This window comes from Micromonospora sp. SCSIO 07396 (assembly GCF_053667945.1).
The window spans coordinates 852,723-874,431 of the sequence record NZ_CM132210.1 but is presented as its reverse complement, the minus strand read 5'-3'; the positions used below and the strand labels follow the sequence as shown (position 1 = coordinate 874,431).

At 73.5% G+C, this 21,709-nt stretch carries 16 protein-coding genes; 5 read left to right on the top strand and 11 right to left on the bottom strand.

The annotated features are described in order from the left end of the window. Positions 1-18 precede the first annotated feature (18 nt). The 8 genes from ACWCHM_RS03985 to ACWCHM_RS03950 form a co-directional block, all read right to left on the bottom strand. A complete protein-coding gene (locus ACWCHM_RS03985; RefSeq protein ID WP_454221531.1) occupies positions 19-939 on the bottom strand; it encodes an ROK family protein in 921 nt (306 codons plus the stop codon). A gap of 103 nt (positions 940-1,042) precedes the next feature. After that, positions 1,043-2,494 carry a lyase family protein gene (locus ACWCHM_RS03980; RefSeq protein ID WP_204959454.1) on the bottom strand — a complete coding sequence of 484 codons (1,452 nt, stop codon included), beginning with the start codon at positions 2,492-2,494 and terminating at the stop codon, positions 1,043-1,045. Positions 2,495-2,502: 8 nt separating this feature from the next. Continuing rightward, on the bottom strand, positions 2,503-3,513 hold the full coding sequence (locus ACWCHM_RS03975) for an amidohydrolase family protein (RefSeq protein ID WP_421487697.1): 1,011 nt from the start codon (positions 3,511-3,513) through the stop codon (positions 2,503-2,505). Further along, a complete protein-coding gene (locus tag ACWCHM_RS03970; RefSeq protein WP_454221530.1) occupies positions 3,510-4,526 on the bottom strand; it encodes a creatininase family protein in 1,017 nt (338 codons plus the stop codon). The genes ACWCHM_RS03975 and ACWCHM_RS03970 overlap by 4 nt, the downstream gene beginning before the upstream one ends. Next, positions 4,514-6,295 (bottom strand): ABC transporter permease, encoded by a 1,782-nt coding sequence (locus ACWCHM_RS03965; protein ID WP_204959456.1) that lies wholly within the window; start codon positions 6,293-6,295, stop codon positions 4,514-4,516. The genes ACWCHM_RS03970 and ACWCHM_RS03965 overlap by 13 nt, the downstream gene beginning before the upstream one ends. Further along, positions 6,292-7,365 carry an ABC transporter ATP-binding protein gene (locus ACWCHM_RS03960; RefSeq protein WP_204959457.1) on the bottom strand — a complete coding sequence of 358 codons (1,074 nt, stop codon included), beginning with the start codon at positions 7,363-7,365 and terminating at the stop codon, positions 6,292-6,294. Before ACWCHM_RS03960 ends, ACWCHM_RS03965 begins: the two co-directional genes overlap by 4 nt. A 94-nt stretch (positions 7,366-7,459) precedes the next feature. Then, the gene (locus tag ACWCHM_RS03955; RefSeq protein WP_204959458.1) at positions 7,460-8,503 is read right to left on the bottom strand and encodes an extracellular solute-binding protein; all 1,044 of its coding nucleotides are present in this window, start codon (positions 8,501-8,503) and stop codon (positions 7,460-7,462) included. A 42-nt stretch (positions 8,504-8,545) separates the two neighbouring features. Beyond that, positions 8,546-9,709, bottom strand: a complete 1,164-nt coding sequence (locus ACWCHM_RS03950; protein WP_204959459.1) for an ROK family protein — start codon at positions 9,707-9,709, stop codon at positions 8,546-8,548. A gap of 417 nt (positions 9,710-10,126) precedes the next feature. Here ACWCHM_RS03950 and ACWCHM_RS03945 point away from each other — a divergent pair, with 417 nt between their 5' ends. Then, positions 10,127-12,820 carry a sugar-binding protein gene (locus tag ACWCHM_RS03945; RefSeq protein ID WP_454221529.1) on the top strand — a complete coding sequence of 898 codons (2,694 nt, stop codon included), beginning with the start codon at positions 10,127-10,129 and terminating at the stop codon, positions 12,818-12,820. 67 nt (positions 12,821-12,887) lie between these two features. On the opposite strand, the gene ACWCHM_RS03940 is transcribed toward ACWCHM_RS03945, so the two are convergent. Both ACWCHM_RS03940 and ACWCHM_RS03935 read right to left on the bottom strand, forming a co-directional pair. Then, positions 12,888-14,609: a glycoside hydrolase family 3 protein gene (locus tag ACWCHM_RS03940; protein WP_421490363.1), complete on the bottom strand. Its 1,722-nt coding sequence runs from the start codon at positions 14,607-14,609 to the stop codon at positions 12,888-12,890. A 586-nt stretch (positions 14,610-15,195) separates the two neighbouring features. Beyond that, positions 15,196-15,684: a DUF3145 domain-containing protein gene (locus ACWCHM_RS03935; RefSeq protein WP_204959461.1), complete on the bottom strand. Its 489-nt coding sequence runs from the start codon at positions 15,682-15,684 to the stop codon at positions 15,196-15,198. Positions 15,685-16,056: 372 nt separating this feature from the next. Between ACWCHM_RS03935 and ACWCHM_RS03930 the strand changes: the two genes are divergently transcribed. Continuing rightward, positions 16,057-16,386 (top strand): hypothetical protein, encoded by a 330-nt coding sequence (locus ACWCHM_RS03930; RefSeq protein WP_088647745.1) that lies wholly within the window; start codon positions 16,057-16,059, stop codon positions 16,384-16,386. A gap of 36 nt (positions 16,387-16,422) precedes the next feature. On the opposite strand, the gene ACWCHM_RS03925 is transcribed toward ACWCHM_RS03930, so the two are convergent. Next, positions 16,423-17,130: a carbonic anhydrase gene (locus ACWCHM_RS03925; protein ID WP_454221528.1), complete on the bottom strand. Its 708-nt coding sequence runs from the start codon at positions 17,128-17,130 to the stop codon at positions 16,423-16,425. 145 nt (positions 17,131-17,275) lie between these two features. On the opposite strand from ACWCHM_RS03925, the gene ACWCHM_RS03920 reads away from it, so the two are divergent. From ACWCHM_RS03920 to ACWCHM_RS03910, 3 genes are all read left to right on the top strand, one after another. After that, the gene (locus ACWCHM_RS03920; protein WP_281895202.1) at positions 17,276-18,256 is read left to right on the top strand and encodes an alpha/beta fold hydrolase; all 981 of its coding nucleotides are present in this window, start codon (positions 17,276-17,278) and stop codon (positions 18,254-18,256) included. Between the two features lie 184 nt (positions 18,257-18,440). Beyond that, complete coding sequence (locus ACWCHM_RS03915) at positions 18,441-20,558, top strand: HelD family protein (protein ID WP_281895200.1); 2,118 nt, start codon at positions 18,441-18,443, stop codon at positions 20,556-20,558. A gap of 107 nt (positions 20,559-20,665) precedes the next feature. Next, positions 20,666-21,580: a cation diffusion facilitator family transporter gene (locus ACWCHM_RS03910; protein ID WP_281895198.1), complete on the top strand. Its 915-nt coding sequence runs from the start codon at positions 20,666-20,668 to the stop codon at positions 21,578-21,580. Positions 21,581-21,709 lie beyond the last annotated feature (129 nt).

Below are 21,709 nucleotides of genomic sequence, written 5' to 3'. Positions count from 1 at the left end.
GACGCACGGATCGCCAGGTCAGCGGGGAGCGGGCACCGCTTCCCGGGCGAGGGTGACCGCGCCCAGCAACGCCGCGTCGTCGGCGAACCGGGACAGCACCACGTCGGGGCGGTGCGGAAGCACCTCGGCCAGCCGGTCGACGAGCAGCCCCCGGATCAACGCGCTGCCGGCCACCCCGCCGACCAGCACCACCCGCTGCGGATCGAGCAGCAGGCAGCAGGTGACCAGGTGCCGGGCCAGCTCGTCGACCCGGGCGGTGAGGGCGTCGCGGGCCGCGCCGGGCAGCTCGGCGGCGGCGGCCAGCCCGGCCGCCTGCCCGGCCACCCCCAGCTCGTCGGCCAACCGGTCCAGGGCCCGGCCGGAGAAGTCCAGCTCCAGCATGGTGCCGGGCCACGGGCCGCCGGCCACCGCGTAGCCGATCTCGCCGGCCGCGCCCCGGTGCCCGGCGAGGACCCGGCCGCCGACGGTGACGGCCGCCGCAACGCCGGTGCCGATCCCGACCACCAGGCCGGGGTCGGCGTCGCGCAGCGCACCGAGCCGCAGCTCGGCCAGGGCCGCGGCGTTGAGGTCGTTGTCCACCGCCACCCGGGCCACCCCGAGGGCGGCGGAGACAGCGTCTGCCAGGCGTAGCCGCTCCCAGCCGGGCACGTTGGGGGCCAGGTCGATGCCGTCGGGGCGGACCACCCCGGGCGAGGCCACCCCGGCCGCCACCAGCGGCCCGCCGACCTCGGCGACCAGTGCGGCGGCCAATTCCAGGGCCCGGTCCAACGCCTGCGGGGCACCCTGTTCGGCGTGCGTGGCGATCCGCCGGTGGGCCAGCAGCCGACCGGTGTCGTCGGCCACCCCGACCGCCATCTTGGTCCCGCCGAAGTCGATGCCGAGCAGCAGTTCGCCGGTCCGGGTGCCGGCGGCGGCCCGGCCGGCCAGCCGTACGCTCACCTGGTCCACCGCCCCGTCACCGCCGTGTCCGCCGGTCGTCTCCACGACGGTGTGCCGCCCGGACCCGCGAGTGGACGGGAACCGGGTCGCCCGATCGGTGCGCTCACCGGCCGGCCACCTCGGCGGCCACGGCGTCCAGCGCCTCGTCGGCGCGGGCCAGCCGGTCGCGGGTCGCGGCGAGCCGGTCGGCGACGCCGGTGAACGCGACCCGCAGCGTCGCCACCTGGGCGCGCACCGCGGCGGCACCCGGCCCGTCCACCTGGGCCCGGTCCAGCACCAGGTCGGGGTCGACGGCGGCGGCGATCAGGTCGGCCACGGCGTCGTCGGTGAGCCCGTCGACCAGCCCGTCGGCGGCGGCCCGGACGCCGTCGGCGGTCCAGGTGCCCGGCGCACCGGCGCGGACCAGCCGGCCGACGACCGAGTGGGCGGCCCGGAACGGCACCCCGTGCCGGGTCAACGCGTCGGCTGCCGCGGTGGTGGTGGCCCCGGACGCGACGATCTCCTCCCGGGTCGGCGGGTGCAGCGGCTCCAGCTCGGCGAGGAAGCCGCCGACCAGGGCGAAGAACCGGTCCGCCCGGTCGTTGCTGTCCCAGAGCCGGACCTGCACGTCGGTGGTGGCGTTGTTGGAGTCCTCCCACCAGGCCGCCCCGACGTTGTTGAGCACCGAGGCGGCGTCGGCGGCGCTCGCGCCGGCCATCGACACCAGGTGCTCCAGCACCACCGGGTTGCGCTTCTGCGGCATGATGCTGCTGCCCTGGGTGAAGTCGCCGGGGGTGGCCACCCACTGCCAGGTCAGCCAGTCCATCAGGGTGCGGGCCAGCCGGGCACCGGTGGCCAGGGCCTGCGCGTTGAGGGTGCCGACCCGCACCAGGTGGTCGGCCCCGGCGACCGCCTCGTAGGAGTTGGTCACCAGGCCGTCGAAGCCGAGCAGCTCGGCAACCCGGGCCGGGGCGATGTCCAGGTCGGTGCCGGCGAACGCGCAGGATCCCAGCGGCGAGACGTTGAGCTGGTCGATCACGTCGGCGTACGCGGCGGCCTCACCGGCCAGCGCCTCGGCGTAACCGGCCAGCGCGTGCCCGATGGTGGTGGGCTGGGCCGGCCGGCGGTGGGTGTATCCGGTGATCACCACGTCGGCGTACCGGTCGGCGACGTCCAGCGCGGTCACGCCGGTGACCAGCACCCTCTCCAGCACCCCGAGCAGCTGGTCGCGCAGCAGCATCCGGAACACCCCGGCGTCCAGGTCGTTGCGGCTGCGCGCCATCTGCACGTCCAGTTCGGACGCGGGCAGGCCGCACGCCTGCGCGAGGGTGGACTCCAGCAGGTAGTAGGTGTCCTCGAAGCTGCCGTCGAACGCCGGGGCGGGGCTGTCGTCGGCGCGCAGCGTGGCCAGCCCGCGCAGCAGCCGGGCCCCCCGCTCGGCCGGGATGAGGCCCTGCTCGGTCAGCATCACCACGTGCGCCTGGCTGGCACGCACCATCGCCGGGTACAGGTGCCCGACGTGGTGGTGGTAGGTCGGGGCCAGGTGGTACCGCTGGTAGGTGGTCAGCTCGCTCATGGCGTTCCTTACTTCCTTCCGGGCCGGGACGCGGCGCTGGGGCCGGTTCCCGGGTTCTCGGCTGGCCGGTCGGTCAGGCCCAGCAGCCGTTCGGCGTTACCGGCGAAGATCGCGCGGAGGTGGTCGTCGGGCATCCCCAGCTCGCGGCAGACCCGCAACTGGTCGTCGAGGTAGCGGGTGACGTAGCCGCGCGGAAACCACGACGAGTCGCTGCCGTACACGATGCGCTGCGGGCCGATCGTCTCGTAGCAGCGGCGGAACAGGTCCTCCAACGTCAGCTTGTACGGCATCCAGCGCACCCACTGGTTGGAGCCGGACGTGTCGACGTGGATGTTGGGGCAGCCCCAGGCGGCGAAGAGCAGGTCCTGCACGTGCTGGACGCCGAAGTGCGGCACCACCACGGCCAGCTCGGGGAAGCGGCGGGCCATCCGGGCCAGCTCGTCGGGGCCGCCGTACCTGCCGAAGGACAGGCCACCGGCGCTGCCGTAGTGGCCGATGTGGATCAGCACCGGCACCCCGAGGCGCTGGGCGGTGGACCAGAGCGGGTCCAGGTCGGCGTGGTCCAACGGGCCGCGCAGCAGCGGGGCGAACAGCTTCAGCCCGCGCAGGCCCCGTCCGGTCACCGCACGCTCCAGTTCGGCGGCGGCCCCCGGCGAGTACGGGTCGTGGTGGGCGAAGCCGAGCAGCAGGTCCGGGTGCCTGTCGACCACGTCGGCGACGGTGTCGTTGCCGCCGCCGGTGACGAAGACGGCCCGGCGTACCCGTACCGCGCGCAGCTCGTCGGCCCACCGGTCGGCCTCGTCCTGCCAGCGCGGCGCGGGCGGCTCGGGGTCGGGGAAGCTCCACGCCTGCCGCCACGCCTTCGCGTACGGGGCGGAGCCGGCGGCCCGCACGGCCCGCTCGTGTTCCCCGCCGGGGTGCATCCCGGCGGCGTCCTCGCAGGCGTGGATCGTCTCGTCGGTGCCGATCCGGAAGTGCAGGTGGAAGTCGACGATGTCGAGTCCCCGGTCCACGCTCATCGGTCTCCCCCGGTCGCCCCGTCCGCCGCCGTCGGGATCGGTCCGGTTGTCGGATCACCGGCCACCGGGGTCGGGCCCACCGCCGGGTCGGCGGGCGTCGGGGCCGGGCCGTCGGGCGTCGGCAGCGGGTCGGCGGTGGGCGGGGTGGGCGGTGGGGCGGCCACCCAGGCGGCGACGATCTCCCGCAGCCGCGCGCCGGCCGTGGCGCGGACCTGCCGACCGGCCACCTCGGAGGCCAGCGAGATGTGCCCGGACCAGCCCTGCCACGGGTCGGGTCGGGATTCGACCAGCACGTACGGGTGGCCGACCGGCAGCTTCGGCTTCGGCGGCAGGTCGGTCACCGCGTCGAGGCGGACCGCGCCGGGGTCGAACCCGAGCACCCCGGAGGTCTCGTACGCGCCCCCGTGCCCCCGGGCGGTCAGCGGCCCGTACAGCTCGGTGGTCTCCGCCGGGGTGACCAGCTGGAACCAGTTGACCAGCAGCAGGCTGGCGGTACGCCGGCCGGAGACCCACTCCATCGCGGCCCGGACGGTGGACATGTTGGCGTCGTGGCCGTTGACGATCAGCAGCCGGGGGAAACCGGCGGCGACGATCCCCTCGATCACGTCGGCGAGGTAGCCGACGGCGATCTCCGGCCGGATCGACACCGTGCCCGGCCAGGGCCGGGTCTGCCCCGGGCAGGCCGCGTACGGCACCGCCGGGAAGAGCACCCCGCGCGGCCCGGCAGCGCCGCCGGCCCCGGCGACCCGGCCGGCAGCGCCGCCGGCCCCGGCGACCGGGCCGGCAGCGCCGCCGGCCTCGGCGACCCGGCCGGCAATGCCGCCGGCCTCGGCGGCGAAGCCCTCGGCGAGGATCAGGTCGGTGCCGAGCGGCAGGTGCGGGCCGTGCCACTCGACGGCACCCACGGGCAGCACCGCGTAGTCCGCCGCCGCCGCGACGGCGGCCAGCTCACCGCCGGGGATCCGGATGGCGGGCAGCAGCCCACCCCCGGCCGGCCAGGTCACGCCGTCCACTTCGCCGCCTCCCGGGTGGCCCGGCCGCCGTTCTGCAGGCGACCGGAGAACACCATCACGATGAAGATCAACACCACCTGGAGCATGCCGTACGCGGCGGCGGTGCCGACCTCGAACGAGTACATCCGGTTGTTGATCTCGACCGAGATGGGTGCCGTCTCCGAGGTGTAGATCAGCACCGAGGCGACGAACTCGCCCACCCCGTTGACGAACGCGAGCAGCGCGCCGGCCAGCACACCGGGCAGCATCAGCCGCAGGGTGACCGTGCCGAACGCCCGCCACCAGGGCGCGCCGAGGTTACGGGCCGCCTCCTCCAGCGACGGGTCGATCTGGGCCAGCGTCGCCGAACTCGACCGGAACACCAGCGGCAGGAACCGCACGAAGTACGCCAACGGCATGATCCAGAAGGTGCCGATCAGCACCTGCCCGAAGCTGAACGCGTTGCCCGTGCTGAACGCCGAGATCAGGTTGATCGCCACCACCGTGCCGGGCAGCGCCCAGGCCAGCATGACCGCCACGTCGAGCAGCCCCCGGCCCCGGAAGTCGAGCCGGCGCACCGCGTACGCGATCAGCACGCCGACCACCACGCAGCCGACGGTGGCGAGCAGGCTCATCTGCAACGAGTTGAGGATCGGCCGGTACGCCCCCGGGTCCGAGAAGATCGTCACGAAGTTCTGCATGGTGTACTCCGCCGGGATCACCTCGGTGGTCCACGAGCCGTCCCGGGAGAAGGCGACCAGGGCGATCGTCGCCACCGGGGCGAGCAGCACCATGGTCGCCAGCACCGAGGCCAGCAGCGCCAGCCACTTGCCGAACGGGTTGGTGATCTCCCGGCGGTGCGAGGCGACGCCCTTGGACTGGGAGCGGTAGCTGCGCCGCCCCTCGTACCAGCGCATCCCGAGCAGGAACAGCACCGAGGACACCGCCAGCACCGACGCGTAGGTGGAGGCCATCGGCAGGTCGCCGTTGGTGCGGTTGATGTAGATCTGCATGGTCATCGTCCGGTCCACCCCGAACAGCAACGGCGCGGTGTACGACGCCAGCGACGTCATGAAGACCAGCAGCGATGCCGAGACCAGCGCCGGGGTGAGCATCGGCAGCAGCACCGTGCGCCAGACCCGGACCCGGCTCGCGCCCAGGTTGTAGGCCGCCTCCTCCACCGACGGGTCCATCCCGACCAGGGCGGCGGACGCGGCGAGGTAGAAGAACGGGTACATGGTGAAGGTGTGCACCACCAGCACCCCGGCGATGCCGGTGAACGGCAGCACCGGGTTCTCGGTGCCGAGCAGTTGTTGCAGCCCGCGCGGCAGGATGCCGGTCTCGCTGTAGAGCAGCTGGAACGAGATCGCCCCGATCAGCGGCGGCAGCGCCGCCGGCACCAGGATGATCGCCTCGATCAGCCGCCGGCCGGGAAACGAGAAGCGCTTGAGCAGGAATGCCATCGCCACCCCGACGATCCCGCAGAGCAGCACGCTGGCCGCCGAGATCATCAACGAGGTGAGCAGCGCCGACCGGGCCACCCCGGTGCCGGTGACGAACTCGGTGTAGTTGGCCACCCCGTCCACCCCGACGCTCTCGGCGAAGGTGGCGAACATCGGCTGCACCACGTAGCCGAAAAGGATCAGTGCCAGCGGGAAGACCAGCAGGTACGGGAACCACGGCGAGTTGGCGTTGAGGCCGCGCCGGGGCCGGTCGGCCTTCGGCGGGACGGGATCCTGGGTGACCGGCGGCACGGTCGCCGCACTCGGCGCGGCGGGAATGGTGCTCATGGGGTGACCACCCACATGCGGTCCCGGTTGAGCCGCAGGCCGACCTGGTCGCCGGCCGCGATGCCGGCCGGGACGTCGATCGCGGCGACCTGCACCGGCTCGCCGGCCACCTCGACCACGAGGTTGGTGGCCATGCCGGTGAACTCCACCTCGGTCACCCGGCCGGTGAGCGCGCCGGGCTCGGTGGCCGAGGTGAGGCCGAGGTGCTCGGGGCGTACCGAGACCAGGGCGGTGTCCCCGGCGCGCAGGCCGTGGTCGGCGGGGGCGGCGACGGCGGTCTCGCTGCCGTCGGGCAGGCCCACGGTGACCGTGTCGGCGGCGGCGGTGACCACCGGCAGGCTGAGCACGTTGCTGCGGCCGATGAACCGGGCCACGAAGGCGGTCGCCGGCCGGTGGTAGATCTCCTGCGGGGCGCCGATCTGCCGGACCCGGCCGGACTCCATCACGGCGATCCGGTCGGACATCGCCATCGCCTCGGACTGGTCGTGGGTGACGTAGATGGCGGTGGTGCCGGCCTCCTGCTGGATGCGCCGGATCTCCACCCGGGTCTCCTCGCGCAGCTTGGCGTCGAGGTTGGACAGCGGCTCGTCGAGCAGCAGGGTACGCGGCCGGATGACCAGGGCGCGGGCCAGCGCCACCCGCTGCTGCTGGCCGCCGGAGAGCTGGTCGATCCGGCGGTCGCCGTAGCCGGCGAGGTGCACCTGGCCGAGGGCCTCCTCGATCCGCCGGGCCGACTCGGCCCGCCCCACCTTGCGGATCTTCAGCCCGTACGCGACGTTCTGCGCGACGGACATGTGCGGGAAGAGGGCGTAGTTCTGGAACACCATGCCGGTGTCGCGCTTGTTCGGCGGCCGGTGGGTGACGTCCTCCGTGCCGAACCTGATCCGCCCCGAGGTGGGGAAGTAGAACCCGGCCACCATCCGCAGGGTGGTGGTCTTGCCGCAGCCGCTCGGCCCGAGCAGGGTGAAGAACTCCCCGGCGGCGATGCTGATGTCGACGTCGTCGACGGCAGCGGTGTCGCCGGCACGCGCGAAGCGCTTGCTCACCGACTCCAGCGTGACATCGATCATGATGTCTTCTCCTTCATGCGGTACCGGACCTGGCCGGGCGGGCTGGCGGGACGGGCGGTGCCGGGGGCGGGACGGCCCCCGGCACCCGTACGGGTCAGCCCTTGTTCTTGATCTGGCTGTTCCAGTGGTTGATCCACTCGGTCTCGTTCTTGCCGATGATGTCCCAGTTGACGTCGAGCGGCTTGAGGTTGAGCTGGGCCAGCCACTCCGGCTGCTGGGCGATCTCCACGGCCGGGATCTGGTAGTAGTCCTTGGCCAGGTCGGCGCGGAGCGTGTCGTCGAAGAGGAACTCGATGAACTTCTGCGCGCCGGTGCTGTTGCCGCCCTTGACCGCGGCCAGCCCGTCGACCAGCACCGGGGCGCCGGAGGCCGGCATCACGTAGCCGAACGGCATGTTGGACTGGTTGGCCTGGAGCAGGATGTCCTGGAGGTTCCAGGCGCTCAGGGTGCCCTGCTGGCGGGAGAGCTTGAGGTAGAGGTCGGCCGGGTTGGCCGCGTACGAGCCGGTGTTGGCGTCGAGCTTCTTGAGCCAGTCGTAGCCGGGCTGCGGGTTGCTGCCGTCCGGCGACTGCCGCATGATCATCGCGGCGTAGATCGACCGCATGGTGCCCGAGGCGGCCACGTCACGGATGACGATCTTGTCCTTCCACTCCGGCTTCAGCAGGTCGTCCCAGTCCTTGGGGGCCTGCTCCGGGGTGAGCGCCTTGTTGTTGTACATGATGACCTCGGGCAGCAGGATCTCCCCGAACCAGCGGCCCTCGGCGTCCTTGTATTTGGCGTCCATCTTGCCGGCGAACGCGGGCTGCCAGGCGGTCAGCAGGTCCTCGCCGGCACCGGCGGCCAGCCCCTGCTGGGTGCCACCCCACCAGACGTCGGCCTGCGGGTTGGCCTTCTCGGCCCGGACCCGCTCCAGGATCTCCTGCGCGCCCAGGTTGAGGATCTCCACCTTCCCCTTGTACTCGGGGTACTTGGCGGTGAACTTGTCCACGACGAAGGTGGAGACCTTCTTGTCGCGGGCGGTGTAGATCGTCAGCTTCTCGGTTTCGCCGGCCGCGGTGTCGTCCGAGCCGCCGCCGCAGGCGGTGCCGGCGGCGAGGACGGTGGCGAGCGCTCCGGCGAGCAGAAGTCGACGTCTCATGGGGTACCTCCGAGGGGTTGGGAAGAACTGAGGCAGGGCAGGTCAAAGGGCCGGTAACAGGGTGGGCAGGCCGGCGGCGGCAGCCGAGAGGGCGTAACTGACCGCGCCGTGCAACACCGCCCGGTCGCCGAGCACGGCCCGGCGTACCTCGGTGGTGCTGGGCGCGGCGGCGGTGACCAGGTCCTGGAGCCGGCCGACGGCGGCGTCGTCGAGTTCGGCGGCGGCGCCGCTGAGCAGCACCCGCCCCGGGTCGATCACGCAGACGCAGGAGACGATCAGCCGGGACCAGGCGTGCAGCAGTTCGTCGAGGTAGCCGGCGGCGCGTGGGTCGGCGGCGGCCAGCTCGACCAGCGCACGTACCGGCGATTCGGGGCGGCGGCCGGGGGCCAGCGCGACCATCCGTTCGGCGATCGCGTTCTCCGACCAACGGGCCTCGAACGGGCCGATCCCGTCGTGTCCCCGGCCGGCCGGGTCCAGCGGCAGGAAACCGACCTCACCGGCCGCGCCCCGGGCACCGCGGCGGACCTGACCGTCGAGCACCAGGCCCGCGCCGATGCCATCGGCGACGTGCAGCAGCAGCAGGTCGGCGACGTCGGTGCCGGCACCTGCGGCGTGTTCGCCGGCCGCCATCAGGTTGACGTCGTTGTCCACCACCACGGGCACGCCGAGGGTCCGCTGGACCGACTCCCCTATCGGGCGGCCCTCGATCTGGCCGACCGAGGGGGCGAGCCGCACCGCGCCGCCGGAGATGACGCCGGGCGCGGCGATGGCCACCCCGCGCAGTGCCGGCAGGCCGTCCCCGGCCAGTTCGGGCACCGAGCGGCAGATGGTGTCGACGATGTCGCCGGTCAGCCGGACCGTGCGGTGGGCGACCACCGCGCCGTCGCTGTCGGCGATCTCGCAGCTGATCCGGGACGGCTCCAGCGAGACGGCGGCGACCAGTTCAGCGCGCGGGTTGAACTCCAGCATCGCCCGGGGACGACCGGCGCGGGAGGTCCCCGGACCGCGCTCGATCAGGTATCCCTCGGCGATCAGGTCCCGCACCAGCGGGGTGAGCGTGGCAGGGCTCAGGCCGGTGAGCTCGGTCAGCTCGGCCCGGGAGAGCACCCGGACCTGGCGGGCGGTGGAGATCACGGAAAGCCGCTTGATCTCCTTCGACCGCTCCCGGCTCACCGGGCTCGTTGGTGGCGTCACCACGTCTGTCACACTTCCTTCCTACGGCGAACGAATTAAAGAGTCAAGTAACAAGTCCGTCTCGACCAACCCACCCCACCGCGTCGGAGCAGCGAGAACGGCCGCGATGGGGCCAACGTCCGGGACGGGGACGGCCGCGGTGGCACAGGACTGGACATCCCGGGCAGGGCCCACTTTATTTCTTCTGCAAAGGAAGAAATACCTTCCAAAGGATTGACGTACCGACGCGCCGGTCCCTAGCGTCACCGGACGAAGGCCTTCCAGTGTGTACGGAACCCGTACCGCTGCCGTACCCGGTGCACCGCGTCCGACGACGCCCACCGGTCCCCGTTCCCACCGCCTCACCGTCCGTTGGCGACCCCGCGTCCGACGCCCTGCGTCCGACGAGGACGGTCGCTGCCCGGACACCGTGGTCCCGGAAGGATCCGCATGCGCATCAAGGGTTTCCTGCTACCCACCGCACTCGCCCTGGCCGTGGCCGGGGCGCCCGCCACCGCCGTCGCCGCCCCGGCCGACGTACGCCCCGCCAAGGCCGTCGACCTCGACGTGCTCTTCGTCAGCGCCCACCCCGACGACGAGGCCGGCAGCCTCGCCACCCTCGGCCAGTGGAAGGAGAAGTACGGCGCCAAGGCCGGCGTCGTCACCATCACCCGTGGTGAGGGCGGCGGCAACGCCGTCGGTCTGGAGGAGGGGCCGCCGCTGGGCATCATCCGGGAACGCGAGGAACGCACCGCGATCGGCAAGGCCGGCGTGGAGAACCTCTACAACCTCGACCGGGTCGACTTCTGGTACACCGCCTCCGCCCCGCTGTCCGAGCAGATCTGGGGTCACGACGACACCCTGGGCCAGATCGTCCGGGTCATCCGGACCACCCGGCCCGAGATCATCATGACGATGAACCCGTCGCCGACCCCCGGCAACCATGGCAACCACCAGCAGGCCGCCCGGTTCGCCGCCGAGGCGTTCACCGCCGCCGCCGACCCGAACGCCTTCCCCGAGCAGCTCAGCACCGAGGGCCTCACCCCGTTCCGGGCCGCGAAGTTCCTGCGCACCGGTGGCACCGGTAGCTCCGCCGCCGGCCCGCAGTGCGCGACCAGCTTCACCCCCACCGTCCCGACCGACCAGGTGTTCGGCGTCTGGGAGGGCACGCCGAGTGCCAGCGGGAAGACCTGGGCCGAGATCGAGGTCGAAGCCCGCCGGGAGTACGTCACCCAGGGCTGGGCCGGCACCGCCGCCGCCCCCACCGACCCGACGAAGATCCGCTGTGACTTCTACACACTGATCGACAGCCGCGTCCCGTACGACCCGGCGGACACCTCCCCGGAGGCGATCCTGCGCGGCTCGGTGCTGCCGCCGGCGACCGGTGGCCTGCCCAAGGGCACCGAGCTGTACCTCACCACCGACCGGTTCGACCTGGCCCCCGGCGCGACCGTCGAGGTCACCGCACACCTGCGCGCCCCGCAGAACCGCGCGCTGGTCAAGCCCCGGATCGACCTGCGCCTGCCGGCGGGCTGGAAGGCCAAGGGCTCCGGCGTGCTCAACAACGACGTGCCCTCGGGCAAGGAGCGGACCCGCACGTTCACCGTCACCGTCCCGGCCGACGCTGACACCAACCAGCAGCAGCTCATCGGGGCCACCCTGACCACCCGCCAGGGTGTCGGGCGCACCGACCGGGCCGTCCGGGTGGTCGCCGACGTCCGTGGCACGCTGGAGCCGCTGCCCGAGGTCGGCATCTTCCGCGACTGGGCCGGCGACGGCGGATACCCGCAGCTGGACACGCTGATCAAGCCGGTGCTCACCATCGGTTCCGGCCAGCAGCGCACCGTTCGCATCGACCTGCGCAACCACGGCCGGGTCAACCGCGACGGCACCGTCACCCTCGGCCTGCCGGCCGGCTTCACCGCCGACGCGGCCACCAAGAGCTACCCCGCGCTGGCCCCCGGCGCGACCGGCTCGGTCACCTTCACCGTCACCAACACCGACGCCACCCTGCCGACCGCCAACGAGGGCGGCACGGACGGGGACTACGGCATCACCATCACCACCACCAGCGCCGCCGGGAGCACCGTGGAGACCGGCGCACTGGAGATCGTGCCGACCACCGAGGTCCCGCGCGCCGGTGACGGCACCGTCGACGGGGTCGCCTCGCCCGGCGAGTACCCCGGCCCGGAGCTGGACTTCTCCCGCATCTGGGAGGGACAGGCCACCACGCCGCAGGACGCCTCGGCGACCGGCCGGATCGCCTGGACCGCCGACGGGCTTAAGGTGATCGTCCAGGTCACCGACGACGTGCTGGGCAAAAAGGTGGTGCCGCAGGACTGCAAGCGGCAGCGCCGCACCGACAGCGTGGAGATCATCGTCGACCCGAAGGGGAACTCGACGGACACCTCCACCGTGTTCAAGGCCGGCATCTTCCCGGTCACCGACGACCCGGCCAACGGCGACCCGCCCTGCTGGCAGCGCGACGCCGACAACCGGCAGGGCCCGGGGGCGACCACCGCGCCCGGGATGACCGTGGTCAGCAAGGTCAGCTCCCCGTACACCGGGTACACCATCGAGACGATGATCCCGTTCGCGGTGCTGCCCGACGCGGTGGACCCGGCCCGGATGGGCTTCAACGTGCTGGTCTACGACTCGGACACCCAGGACCTCAGCTCGCAGTCCCGGCTGGGCTGGTCCACCTTCACCGGCGTCCGGGCCGACCCGTACCGCTACGGTCTGACCACCCTGCCCGGCTACCAGCCGGCGGCCCGGCAGCCCAGCACGCCGGTGTTCCCGGACACCTCGGCGCGCAGCGTGCACAGCCCGCAGACCATCGCCCAGTCGGCCGTCGACGGGGTGGCCCCGGCCGCCGTGCCGAGGCTGAAGAACTCGGCGCTGCGGCTGACCTCGGCCCACCGGGTCACCGACGGCGTGCAGGTCACCCTGCGCGCCGACCGGGCCGGCACCGCCTACCTGTACGCCTGGGACGGCGACACGGCCCGGGGCGAGCACACCGTACGGCTGGCCGCCGGTGACCGGGTCACCGTGACGGTCCCGGTCAGCGGGGGCACCCCGACGTCGCTGCTGGCCGCCTTCGAGGCCGGTGGTGCGGCGGTGGCACAGCAGGTCCCGCTGAACTGATCCACCACCGCGTGACCCGTGGCCGGTCGTCGACTCCGTCGGCGGCCGGCCACGTCGGTGTCCGGGGTCAGCCGGTGCAGCTGGTGGCGGGCAGACCGGTCAGCGGCACCGGGGAACGTCCGGTCGGGCGGGCCTTGCCGGCCAGCACCCCGGCGAGCGCGGTCATCGAGGCCCGGCTGGACGAATAGGTCGCCAGCAGGGTCGGCGAGGTCGCCTTCTCCAACACGTAGGGGGTGTCCATCGCCACGGTGACCGCCGCGTCGGCGGCAAGATCCTTCGGGCCGTCGCCGTAACCGACCAGGTGCACCCGGGTGCCGCCCTTGGGCACCACCCGTACGCCCGCGGCGGTCAGCGCCGCGGTGAGCGCCGCCCGGGTCTTGTCCCGCCCGTCGGAGGTGGTGACGGTGACCGGGCCGGACACCGCGACACCGCACTTCCCCCGCAGCTGGGTGACCGCCGCGGCGGCCAACGCGGCGGCGGCGGCCCGGTGCGGGGCGCTGTCGAGCGTGGACATCGCCGGGGTCGGCCGGTCGGCGAGCCGGAACTTCATGGTCAACACCCGGGTGACCGACGCCACCAACCGGTCCCGGGGCAGCGTGCCGTCACGCAACGCGGCCAGCAGCCCGTCGTACGCCTGGCCGACGTTCGGGGTCATCAGAATCAGGTCGTTGCCGGCGAGCAGGGCCTTCACCGCCGCCTCGCCCGGCGGGTAGCGCTTGGCCGGCGGCATGTTCATCCCGTCGGTGATCACCACCCCCTGGAAGCCCAGTTCGCCGCGCAGCACGTCGGTGAGCAGCTTGCGGGAGAAGGTCGCCGGGGTGCCCGGGTCCACGGCGGTGACGTCGAGGTGCGCCGACATCACCGCCATCGCCCCGGCGTCGATGCCGGCCCGGAACGGCGGGAAGGCGGTGGCCTCCAGCTCGGCCCGGGGCTGGCCGACCACCGGGACCTCCTGGTGCGAGTCGGCGGCGCTGAGCCCGTGCCCGGGGAAGTGCTTGACGCTGGCCGCAACCCCGGCGCTCTGCAACCCCTGGACCGCGCCTGCGACCTGCGCGGCGGCCCGCTTCGGGTCGGCGCCGAAGGACCGCGAACCGATGACCGTGCTGCGGGTGGCCAGGACGTCGGCGACCGGGGCGAAGTCCAGGTTCACCCCCATCGCGGCCAGTTCGGTGCCGGCGGCCTTCCAGGCGGCCTCGGTGCGGGCCGGGTCGTCGGCCGCACCGGCGGCCAGCGCGCTGGGCAGCGTGGTCACCCCGTCGGTGATCCGGGTGACCACGCCGTACTCCTGGTCGGTGCCGACCAGGAACGGGGCCGGGCCGGCGGCCAGTTTCCCGGCCGCCGCGCGCAGCCCGGCGGTCAGCTTCTGCACCTGGGCCGGGTTGTCGACGTTGGTGGTCGACTGGTTGCCCGAGGTGGGATCGTCGGCGCTGAACCCGACCAGGATCAGCCCGCCCAGCCGGTACTTCGCGATCATCTCGGCCGGGGTGTCGACCCCGGCGAGGGCCTGGTTGCCGGCGGCCGAGCCGGGGGTCACCGTCGTCGCCGAGCTGCCGTAGGCGTACGGCATCAGCACCTGGCCCACCAGGTCCTCGTCGGCGAGCGTGCCGGCCAGCGCGGCGGCCCGGCCGGCCGGGTCGTCGGTGGCGGAGGGGGCGACGGTCGTGGTGGCCGTCGGGGTGGCTTCGGGGCGAACCGGCGCGGGGGCCTGCCCCTGCCCCGCACATGCGGAGGTGAGCAGCGCGGTCAGGGCGGCGACGGCGACGCCGGTACGTCGCGGGGAGATCGGCACCCGGCCCATCCAACCCGCGCCGGAGATCAGCGGCAACCCGACCAGGTCAGGCAGCGGGTGCGGCGTGCCCGTCCCCGACCGGGTGTCCGGCTACCCGGCGGGTCCCGGGCGGGACGCGGTCGGTCCGGGTGAGCGGATTCACCCGGACCGGCCGCTCGGTCGGCGGCTGCCCCTCGCGCGGGCCGGTGATCCAGGGCACCCACCCCGCGTCCGGGGTGCCCCCTCCGGCCGCTCGTACGGCGGACGTCCCGCCCGGACCGGACACGGTCACTGGGCCGCTCGATGCGGGGACGACCTCCTGGGGAGCACTATGCCTGTGGGTCATAAATATGACCCACAGGCATAGCGCTCTCCGCGGCGACATCGCTGCGGGCGGCACAGCCGGCATGAAGATCGTCGTTGGCGCGGTCAGCCGGTTGTCATCGGCACGGGTGCCGGGAGGTGAGACCGGCGGGCACGGGGGCGTGCGGAGCCAGGCCGACAGGTGCCGGCACGCGGAAAAGCGCGCCGACCGTACCGGCATCCGGGGAGACGGGCCGGTGGCGCCGGGCGACCGCATGGGAACGGGACGGCGGGCGGGTGACTGTCAGCCGACCCGGGTCAGCAGGGTCACCGGAGCGCCGTCCCCGGCGTAGCGGTAGGGCTCCAGTTCGGCGTCCCAGGCGGTGCCCATCGCCTTGTCCAGGGCGTGCGCCAGGGCCTCCGGGCGTACCGATGCCATGATGCTGCGCAGCCGGTCCTCGCCGAGCTGGATGTCGCCGGCCGCGCCCACCGCGCCCCGGAAGAGGCCCCGGCCGGGCACGTGCATGAAGCGTTCGCCGTCCGCGCCGGTGCTGGGTTCCTCGGTCACCTCGAAACGGATCATGGGCCACTGTCTCAGGGCAGCAGCCAGCTCGGCACCCGTCCCCGGCCGACCGGTCCATCCGCACTCGGCCCGGCGGGCGCCGGGATCGACGGGCTGGGCCGTCCAGTGCAGGTTGACCGGCGCGGCGAGGACGCGCGCGATCGCCCACTCGACGTGTGAGCACACGGCGAGCGGGGTCGAGTGGACGTATACGACGCCACGCGTTGGCACGGTGACCTCCCGGAGGGCGAGGTGCGTCTTCCCCTACGACCTCGACACCCGAGTGGCTGTTGTCCACACATGATGACTGCTGTGACGGATGGTGCGCCAGGGAATCGGAAAATTCGCCGGCGGGAAATACCCGGACCGGTGACCCGGGTTGTGCACTCCGACGGGCACGGTGAGCTGCCAGGCACCGTGGTCGTGTATATTTCTCTGGGCGGTTCTGTGCCGTCGCACCACTTCGCGGGCCGACGACCACCCGGCCGTTCGACGACCACCGAGCGTCAGACGACTACCGGGGGTCAGACGACCACCGGGCGTCACCCGCTACAGCCCCCGGACGGTCCCCGTCCTCCCGTACGTCTTGCAAGGAGCATCTCCGTGGCGAGCAACACCTCGAAGACCGCGCGCGCGTCAGTCCGGGCCGGCCAGGCTGGCCAGGGTGGCGCCCTCAGCGTGCTGGGCGAGTTCAAGTACCTCATCCCGCTCAACGGCGGCAAGCACGCCTACGTGCGGAACCTGACCAACGGCAAGACCGCGCACCTGCGCACCGACTCCGACGCCTTCGTCGAGGAGATCCGGACGCTGGCCACCGCCGGTCACGCCGCCAAGATCCGCGCCGAGATCAGCAACCTCGCCGCCACCCACCCCGACCACGGGTGGGACAAGACCGAGAAGCGTCTCGTCGAGGCCGGCGTCTTCGAGGGCTGAGCCCTCCCCCGAGCACATCCGCAACCGCCCGTCGGGTCACCCCGGCGGGCGGTTGCATGTCTGCGTCCCGCCGGGTCCGGCCGCGTCGTCGAGCAGGGTGACCTCGCCGGTGTCCAGGTCGTACAGGGCACCGACGACGTCCACCCCACCCGCCGCCACCGGGCCGGCCAGCATGTCGTCGGCGCGCAGCGCCCGCACCGTACGGCGCACGTGCCGGCGTACGGCCAGCGGGTGCACGGCCGGGTCGTGCGGACCCGCCTCGGTCACCGCCGGGGTGATCCGCTCGACCAGGTAGCCCAGGTCACCGCCCGGACGGCGGCCCGTCCGCACGCTGTCCACCGTCGCGGCGACCGCGCCGCACCGTTCGTGCCCCAACACCATCACCAGGGTCACCCCGAGCTGCGCCACCACGTACTCGATCGAGCCCCGCACGGCCCGGTCGAGCACGTGCCCCCCGGTGCGGATGACGCAGATCGACCCGAAGGTCTGGTCGAAGATCGCCTCCAGCGGCACCCGTGAGTCGATGCAGCCGAGCAGCACCGCGTACGGCTGCTGGTCCCCGGAGGCCACGGCCGCGGCGGCGGTCACGTCGTGCCCGTGGACCGGCCGGCCGCTGACGAAGCGCCGGTTGCCGGTGAGCAGCTCGGCCAGCGCCGCCCGGGGGGTGCGGGCGGCACCTGGCGGTCCGGCGGCGACGGGCGGCGGGCCGGAGGGCCGGGCGGCCCCGGTGGGCGGAGGCGGCATGGCTCCAGCCTGACCGCCGGTCCGACCGTGCGCAGGCCGGTCAGGAATCTTCTCACCGGCACGGTTGGCGTGGTCTGATGTCGGGTAGCCGGTGTTACCGCCGGGTTACGCCGGTGAATGTGTCCCGGGTGCCTGGGAGGTGGCGATGCCGGATCAGCGGGAGTTGCGGCTGCCCGACGGGGTACGCCTGCACGTCGAGGTGACCGGCCCGGCCGAGGCCGAGGCGACGGCGGTCCTGCTGCACGGCTGGACGCTCGACGGCCGCGCCTGGCACCGGCAGCTCACCGACCTGCGTGGCCGCTTCGGCGACCGGGTCCGGGTGGTCACCTACGACGCCCGGGGCCACGGCCGGTCCAGTTGCATGGCGTTGCGGACGGCGACCCTGGCCCAGCTCGGCGACGACCTCGCGGCGGTGCTGGACGAGCTCGCCCCGACCGGGCCGGTGGTGCTGGTCGGGCACTCGATGGGCGGGATGACCGTGATGGAGTACGCCCACCGGCATCCCGCCCACTTCGCCGCCCGTACGGCCGGACTGGTCTTCGTCTCCACCACCGCCGAGGGGCACACCCACACCGTGTACGGGTTGTCGCCACGGATCGCCCGGCTGATCCGGCTCGCCGAGACCACCGGCGCGGGGGTGCTGGCCCGGTGCGGCTCCTGGCGGCCACCCCGTCCGCTGCTGCGCGCCCTGGCCCCGAGCATCAGGTGGATGCTCTTCGGCGACCGCTGCTCCGGTGCCGACATCCGGCTGGTCACCTCGGCGGTGGCCCGCGCCTCGCTGCGCTCGATAGGTGGGTTCCGCGCCTCGATCGGGGCCCAGCACCGGTTGGCGACGCTCGCCGCGTTGGCGCACCTGCCGGCGGCGGCGCTGGTCGGGGACCGGGACCGGCTGACCCCGCCGCCGTGTGCGGAGTCGATCGCGGCGGCGCTGCCGGCCACCGAGCTGACCGTCTGCCCCGGTGCCGGCCACATGCTGATGATGGAGCGCCCGGACGAGGTGAACGCCGCCGTCGCCGGGGTGCTCGACCGGGTGCTGTCCGCCGCCGGGGTGGGTCCACCGCCGGGGCCCCGCCGTCCCGCCGACGCCCCGGGCGCGCGGGCCGCCACCGGCCGGGCGACGCGCTGAGCCGTCCCGCCACGTGGGGCCGCCGTACCGTCCCGGTGCGTCGCCGCCGGGGCGGCCGGCCACGCGGAGGTGGTGGAGGTCGCGGTACGGGTATCGGCCCGCCGCGGCGTCGGCGGCTGCCCGTACCCTCATTCCGCCTGGCGTGCACCCGCGCCCGGCGTCGCCGTCGCACAGGAGCGGTACGTTGACCGACCAGAGCACCCTGGAGCAGGAGATCGCCGCCGAGCAACGGCATCTCGACCGGGTGTACGCCCGGCTCGCCGAACTGCGCCGCTCGGCCGCCCGCGCCGAGCGGGACGGCTACCGGCTGGCCAAGGTCGGCAACTTCGGCGCGCTGGTGGAGCGGGACGCGATGGTCTTCCATGCCGCCCAGCGCCGGCACCTGCTCGACGCCGAACACGAGGGGCTCGTCTTCGGCCGGCTGGACCTGCGCGACCGGCAGGTGCTGCACGTCGGCCGGCTCGGCGTGCGCGACGACGACGCCGAGACGCTGGTGGTCGACTGGCGGGCCCCGGCCGCCGCCGCCTTCTACCGGGCCACCCCGGCGGAGCCGCTGGGGGTGGTGCGACGGCGCACGATCAGCTCGTCGGACGAGAAGGTCACCCGGATCGAGGACGACCTGCTCGACCCGGAGGCCGCCCCGCCGGACATGCCGGTGGTGGGTGACGGGGCGCTGCTGGCGACCCTGTCCCGGGCGACCGGCCGGGGGATGCGGGACATCATCGCGACCATCCAGCGGGAGCAGGACGAGGCGATCCGGTCCCCCGGTTCGGGGGTCACCATCGTCTCCGGCGGGCCGGGCACCGGGAAGACGGCGGTGGCCCTGCACCGGGCGGCGTACCTGCTCTATGCCGACCGCAGCCGGTACGCCGGCGGCGGCATCCTGGTGGTCGGCCCGTCGGCGGTCTTCGTGGAGTACATCGCCTCGGTGCTGCCGTCGCTGGGTGAGGAGACCGCCACCCTGCACTCGCTGGGTTCGTTGTTCCCCGGTCTGTCGGCGACCCGCACGGACGGTCCCGAGGTGGCGGCGGTGAAGGGTTCACTGCGGATGCGTCGGGTGCTGGAGCGGGCGGCCCGGGACGCGGTGCCGGACGGCCCGCAGGAGCTGCGGCTGCTCTACCGGGGTGCGTTGCTGCGTCTGGAGGGGCGCGAGCTGGACGGCGTCCGGGACCGGGCGCTGCACCGGGGGGCCCGCCGTAACGAGGTCCGTCGGGTCGGCTTCGACGGGGTGCTCGCCGCGTTGTACGCGCAGGCCCGACGGTTGGCCGTCGCCGGTCTGCCCGAGCAGCCGGCCTTCGAGGACGAGATCATCGAGCGGCCGGAGTTCCGGGAGTTCCTCAAGGCGTGGTGGCCCCGGCTGCATCCCCGGCACGTGCTGGGCTGGCTGGCCCGACCGGAGCGGCTGCACCGGTACGCGGCCGGCGTCCTGTCCCGGACGGAGGTCGGGTTGCTGGTGGAGGCGTACCGGTCGCTGGACACCGAGGGGTTGACGGTGGCTGACATCGCCCTGCTCGACGAGCTGGACGCGCTGCTGGGTCAGCCGGTCCGCCCGAAGAAGGCCCGCCGGGACCCGTTCCAGCTCGCCGGCGGCGTCCGGGAGCTGAGCACCTTCGGGGAGCGGCAGCGGGCCGCGCGGGCGGCGGCCCGGGAGCGGCCCGAGGACTACCGGGACTACGCACACGTGGTGGTCGACGAGTCGCAGGACGTCTCGCCGATGCAGTGGCGGATGATCGGCCGGCGCGGCCGGCTCGCCTCCTGGACGGTGGTGGGTGATCCGGCGCAGACCGCCTGGACGGGTGACCAGGCGGAGCTGGACCGGGCCCGGGACCAGGCGCTGGGTCGGCGGCGGCGGCACCGGTTCACGCTCTCCACCAACTACCGCAACTCGGCGGAGATCTTCGCGGTGGCGGCGGCGGAGATTCGCCGGCTCTATCCCGACCTGGAGTTGCCGAGCGCGGTGCGGTCCACCGGGGTGGACCCGGTGGCGTTGCAGGTGCCGGCGGCGGAGCTGGCCCGCGCGACGGCCGACGCGGTGGACGCGCTGCTGGCGGAGGTGGCCGGGACGGTCGGCGTGATCACCCCGGTGCCCCGCCGCGACGAGGTGGCCGGCTGGTTGGGCGACCGGGGCGGGGCGCGGTTGCAGGTGGTGACCAGCCTCCAGGCCAAGGGCATGGAGTACGACGGGGTGGTGCTGGTCTGCCCCGGCGAGATCCGGGCCGATCCGGGCTCCGGGGTACGGACGCTCTACGTGGCGTTGTCCCGGGCGACCCAGCGCCTCACCACCGTCGAACCGACCGGCTGACCGCCCGGAACCCGTCCCACCTGGCCGGACGACCGACCATCACTTGCATACATAGCGATGTGAGCATAGATTGGAGCCGGTCCGCAGCGGCGACGGAAGGTGTGGACGTGGGCGCAGGTCATGACCACAGCGCGACGGTCAGCAACGCCGCGCACCGGCACCGGGGGCGGCTCTGGGCGGCGTTCGGGCTGCTCGCCGTGCTCATGGTGGTCGAGGCAGTGGCCGCCTTCGGCACCGGCTCGCTGGCCCTGCTCTCCGACGCGGGGCACATGTTCACCGACGTGCTCGGCATCGGGATGGCGCTGGCCGCGATCACCGCCACCCGGCGGGCCGCCCGGGACCCGCAGCGCACCTTCGGCCTCTACCGGCTGGAGGTGCTCGCCGCCCTGGCCAACGCCGTCCTGCTCAGCGGGGTCGCGGTCTACGTGCTGATCGAGGCGGTCCGCCGGTTCGGCGAGCCGCCCGAGGTGCTGGCCGGCCCGATGCTGGTGGTGGCGGTGCTCGGCCTGCTCGCCAACATCGTCGCGTTCGGCCTGCTGCGGGAGGGCGCCAAGGAGAGCATCAACCTGCGTGGGGCGTACCTGGAGGTGCTGGGCGACCTGCTCGGCTCGGTCGGCGTGATCGTGGCGGCGCTGCTGATCGCCGGCACCGGTTGGTGGTGGGCCGACCCGCTGGTCGCCGTGGCGATCGGCGTGTTCATCCTGCCCCGCACCTGGCGACTCGGCCGGGCGGCGGTACGCATCCTGGTGCAGGCCGCCCCGGAGCACCTGCCGGTGACCGCCGTGCACGACCGGCTCACCGCCGTGCCCGGCGTCGCCGAGGTGCACGACCTGCACGTCTGGACGCTCACCTCGGGCATGGACGTCGCCTCGGCCCACCTCACCCTGGCCGGCGACGCCGAGGTCGGCACGGTGCTGGCCGCCGCCCGGGGCGCCCTGCGGGAGGACTTCCACATCGAGCACGCCACCCTCCAGGTCGAGCCCGGGGCGACCCCGGGGGCGTGCGGACCCGCCCACTGGTGACCCCCACCCCGGGCCGGACGGTCAGCCCCGGCGGGTACTCCCGCACAGAGATCACGGGAATTTGCGCTGTTTGCCCCTTTTGGGGGTATTCACTCTCGTACTCTCAGTCACGAGGTAGGCAGGCGTCAC

Bases quoted from the DNA above. Each gene is read 5' to 3' on its own strand.
- ACWCHM_RS03980 (WP_204959454.1), bottom strand. From the start codon at position 2,494: ATGAGCGAGCTGACCACCTACCAGCGGTACCACCTGGCCCCGACCTAC.
- ACWCHM_RS03975 (WP_421487697.1), bottom strand. From the start codon at position 3,513: ATGAGCGTGGACCGGGGACTCGACATCGTCGACTTCCACCTGCACTTC.
- ACWCHM_RS03965 (WP_204959456.1), bottom strand. From the start codon at position 6,295: ATGAGCACCATTCCCGCCGCGCCGAGTGCGGCGACCGTGCCGCCGGTC.
- ACWCHM_RS03960 (WP_204959457.1), bottom strand. From the start codon at position 7,365: ATGATCGATGTCACGCTGGAGTCGGTGAGCAAGCGCTTCGCGCGTGCC.
- ACWCHM_RS03955 (WP_204959458.1), bottom strand. From the start codon at position 8,503: ATGAGACGTCGACTTCTGCTCGCCGGAGCGCTCGCCACCGTCCTCGCC.
- ACWCHM_RS03945 (WP_454221529.1), top strand. From the start codon at position 10,127: ATGCGCATCAAGGGTTTCCTGCTACCCACCGCACTCGCCCTGGCCGTG.
- ACWCHM_RS03925 (WP_454221528.1), bottom strand. From the start codon at position 17,130: ATGCCGCCTCCGCCCACCGGGGCCGCCCGGCCCTCCGGCCCGCCGCCC.
- ACWCHM_RS03920 (WP_281895202.1), top strand. From the start codon at position 17,276: ATGCCGGATCAGCGGGAGTTGCGGCTGCCCGACGGGGTACGCCTGCAC.